Below are 3,822 nucleotides of genomic sequence, written 5' to 3'. Positions count from 1 at the left end.
ATCATAATAAAAAACCGTCTCAAAGAGACGGTTTAAATTAATCCTCTAATTTAAGTTCAATTAATTCTGCTTGACCTACTTGAGGAACGTCTTCTTTTTTCCAATCTAATCCTAGGTAAATATCAGATTTAGAATATTCTGAAAGGGCATCTAATCTTTCAATTAGATCTTTGATATTTTCCTCATTGACATCTACTATATCATAGATTCCATCAATATAAATCTTTCCTATGTCATAGTCACGAGCAAGTATACCTGATACAAAACCTATAAGAGATTCAGTATTTCTAATCTTATATGATTTTGCATTTATCAATCTAATCTTGTGGTCAAGAATTCTAACTTGACTATCATCAGTATCTACAAATACTATATTAGAATTACCTATTCCCTTCTCGTGATTAGCTTGCTCAACAAGATATTTTGTTTTGCCTGTTCCTTGTTCACCAACTACTAAATAAATCATAATTTATCCCCCTTTATTTTTTCATAAATTATTTGTTTACTTTTATCTCCTTGTCTTATAGAATTTTCTTCCATAAAAGAAATTATCTCGTCTCTGATAAGCCACCAAGACCTATCCCAATTACAAAATAATGTATCTTCTTTAGGAGCTCTTCCTACAAGCCTTGCTACTGCACATTCAGGATCTAAATATCTCAAAAATTCAATTACGTTTTTTTGATATTCTTCCTTAGTTTTTAAATTCACTAGCCCATCTTGATATAGTTTAGCAAGCTTACTACCCTTTGCGACAAATAAAGAATGGATCTTTACTTCCTTGACATTCAGTGAATTTAATATTCTTGCTGTCTCTATTGTATCATTAATATCGTCCCAAGGTAAAGCCAAAATTACATGGGTAGAAATTCTAAAACCATATTTATTGATAAGATTACATGCTCTAATAAAATCTGCTAGGCTTTCACCCCTATTTAAAATTTTAAGAGTTTTATAATTTGCAGTCTGTAAGCCCAACTCTATAGTTATATCTTTACCAGTTTTTTTATGCCATTCTTGCAAGAAAATTAACTTATCTTCGCTTATGCAATCACTTCTTGTAGCAATAGCAACACCTACAATATAATTTTTATCACAAGCACATATAATAACTTTAAAATCATTCAAATTCATATATGTATTTGAAAAATTTTGAAAATAAGCAATAAATTTTTTTGCTTTATATTTTCTTGCTATATATTCACTATTTTTATCAAGCTGAGCATCAACTGATAAACTTGAAGGCAAATTTTCAAAAGATCCGCCAGTTTCAGAGCAATAAACACACCCTCCATATCCACAAGCGCCATCCCTATTTGGGCAAGTTAACCTTAACTTCACTGGTAATTTATATACTTTTTCCTTGTAGATATCTTTATAATAATCACTGACCTTATAATATATCCTGTCAGTCATTATTACTCTTCTGCACTAGCCTCATTGTTATATTCATCAATTAAATCATCGATTTTTTCATCAGTCCAATAGTGACTAAAAATATGAAATACTTCGTCTAATTCATCTTCATCATCAATCATTGTTAAATCAATATTTTCATCACCATAGATATCTGTATACCTAAATAGATAAATTTCAGAAGTTTCTCCAGATAATAGAGCTATATATTCTTTATCATCAATACTGAATATATCTATTAAAATGCACTCTTCTGCTGTCTCATCTAATTGAATCTCAATCACCGCTTTACCTTTATTTTTATTAAAGGTTACTTCGTGACCATGAATATCATACACTTCTGTCATAATTTCTCCTTGTTTTCTTTTAGTTTATCCAATACATTTTCTAATAAATTTATCACTCTTAAAATGTCATCAATATGAATATAATATTTTTGATTATCCTGTTTATATTTTACCCCTAATGATACCATCTTCACATTTTGATTTTTGAAAACAATACTAGAATCTAAAGAATATTGGCTCTTAATAACATCTAAATCCTCATTATAAAGGTCCTTGTAAGATTTTTGGAAAACATTAGTCAAACTTTTATCTGAATTTTTAAAACTAGGTATCAATAGTTTTTCATCTAGATAAGATTTAGCAATCTTAGCTGCAATATTGCTTTTTTCAAGCATCTGTCTCATACCTTCTTGGGTTAGGGATCTAAAAACTAAAATCATATTAATAGATTGTTTTAAAGTTCTTGTTGTTGCGAGATTAGATGAGGAAATAACTTGATTATCAAGGCTGTTTACAGCAAAAGTACCGGATGGACAAAGCTCTACAAACGATGCCAAGTGATTAAAAGATTCAATGGAAATAGGATCGATATTTTTATTATCAATCTCTTCACACGTTAACTTCATATCAGGTTCATAACGAAGATTTTTTTCTATTACTTCGTTCTTATAAATTTCAAATGCATTTATAAGCTCATTTTCAAAATCTGCATTTACAATAAACTCTATGTCAGCAAAAGAAGGTATAGTATCGTACCTATCACCACCAGAAATAGATATCATTTCCAAGTCAACTTTCGATTTAAGTTTTCTAAAAAATCCTATAATCATCTTGATAGAATTTTTTCTTAATTTATTAACATTATCACCAGCATGGCCACCCATAAGACTGGCTAAAGATAATTTATATGTTTTATAGGCAAATTCTGGCTTAACCCTATTTATTGGAACAGTTATTAGTGACAGTAGCAGACTAGAAAATTCATCAGCTAAAGCATCTGCCTGCCTTAAATTTAGATTAACAATATTATTAGTCCTTATTATATCTGATATTTCACTATAATCTTCTAATTGTGATTGAATATTACTATAAGTTAGTAAGATATCAAAAGAAGCCTCAGAGTTTATAAGTAGGTAATTTATAACAATAGCAGAGACAATTAAATTATTAATAACCTCACTTACTATAGTTTCCCCATCATCAGTTTCTGAAAAATTAAATTCTACATCAGTTAGACTATCAATATTCAAATGAAAAATAGCCAATGGGCTTTCACCCTTTTGTATATAATATGATTTATCTAAATTTATTATCCTACAAGCATTCTCATTGGCTGTTCGTAAAGTTGTGTCAACTATAGTAGGTATAAATTCACTGTCGTTAAATCTTGACTTTAAATATTCTATATATTTTTTAAGATTTGAATTTCCACTATCACTTGCCATATGGTCTACCTAATAATATTTTTTAACCTCTACATCCTTCGAGATTTCTTTTAATTTTTCCAAATACTTTTCTTGCCTTTTTACCATAAGATATGTTTGGTAAACTTGATCTCTTACTTCTTCAAAATCTTTCTCTTTTTCGTTATTTACATCATCTAATTTAATTAAATGATATCCAAATTGGGATTTCACAGGTTTTGATATTTCTCCAACCTTCAGACTATCAAGTCCATCCTGAAATTCTTTTACCATTACACCTTTTGGAAATGTGCCTAAGGATCCGCCGCTTGCAGCAGAAGGATCTTTAGAATATTTTCTAGCAGCTTCCTTAAAGTCTAATCCATCTTGTATTTCCTTGTAGATATCATTTGCTTTATCTTCATTGTCCACAAGAATGTGGCTAGCTGCGTAGGTTTTATTTGGAACAATCAATTCCTTATTCTCTTCATAATATCTTTTCAAATCATCTTCAGTAGGATTAATATTTTCGAAAATTTTATGCATAGCATAATTTTTAAGCATATTATCCTTAACCAAATTTAGTTCATTTTGAAATTCTTCATCTTCATCTACTTTGTTTTTATAGGCATCTTGAAGGATTATCTCTTGATTAACCATTTCATCAGTCAATACCTTTATTCCTTCTTCATTTTGAAACCTTGCCCCACCTTCTA

The 3,822-nt window shown here is 29.3% G+C and carries 5 protein-coding genes; all 5 read right to left on the bottom strand.

Annotated elements, in window-relative coordinates:
* Positions 1–37 precede the first annotated feature (37 nt).
* On the bottom strand, positions 38–466 hold the full coding sequence (locus tag RQ893_RS08470) for a hypothetical protein (RefSeq protein ID WP_311482581.1): 429 nt from the start codon (positions 464–466) through the stop codon (positions 38–40).
* Positions 463–1,416 carry a TIGR01212 family radical SAM protein gene (locus tag RQ893_RS08465; protein WP_311482580.1) on the bottom strand — a complete coding sequence of 318 codons (954 nt, stop codon included), beginning with the start codon at positions 1,414–1,416 and terminating at the stop codon, positions 463–465. The genes RQ893_RS08470 and RQ893_RS08465 overlap by 4 nt, the downstream gene beginning before the upstream one ends.
* A gap of 2 nt (positions 1,417–1,418) precedes the next feature.
* Positions 1,419–1,763 (bottom strand): DUF1292 domain-containing protein, encoded by a 345-nt coding sequence (locus RQ893_RS08460; protein ID WP_311482579.1) that lies wholly within the window; start codon positions 1,761–1,763, stop codon positions 1,419–1,421.
* Positions 1,760–3,148, bottom strand: coding sequence for a hypothetical protein (locus tag RQ893_RS08455; protein ID WP_311482578.1), 1,389 nt, complete (start codon positions 3,146–3,148; stop codon positions 1,760–1,762). The genes RQ893_RS08460 and RQ893_RS08455 overlap by 4 nt, the downstream gene beginning before the upstream one ends.
* A 9-nt stretch (positions 3,149–3,157) precedes the next feature.
* On the bottom strand, positions 3,158–3,822 hold a 665-nt coding region (locus tag RQ893_RS08450), incomplete at its 5' end, for a peptidylprolyl isomerase (protein WP_311482577.1).

The organism is uncultured Anaerococcus sp., assembly GCF_963510915.1.
In the GTDB taxonomy this organism is placed as follows: domain Bacteria; phylum Bacillota; class Clostridia; order Tissierellales; family Peptoniphilaceae; genus Anaerococcus.
The sequence above is the reverse complement of the archived record's forward strand: the minus strand, read 5'-3'. Positions and strand labels throughout refer to the sequence as shown.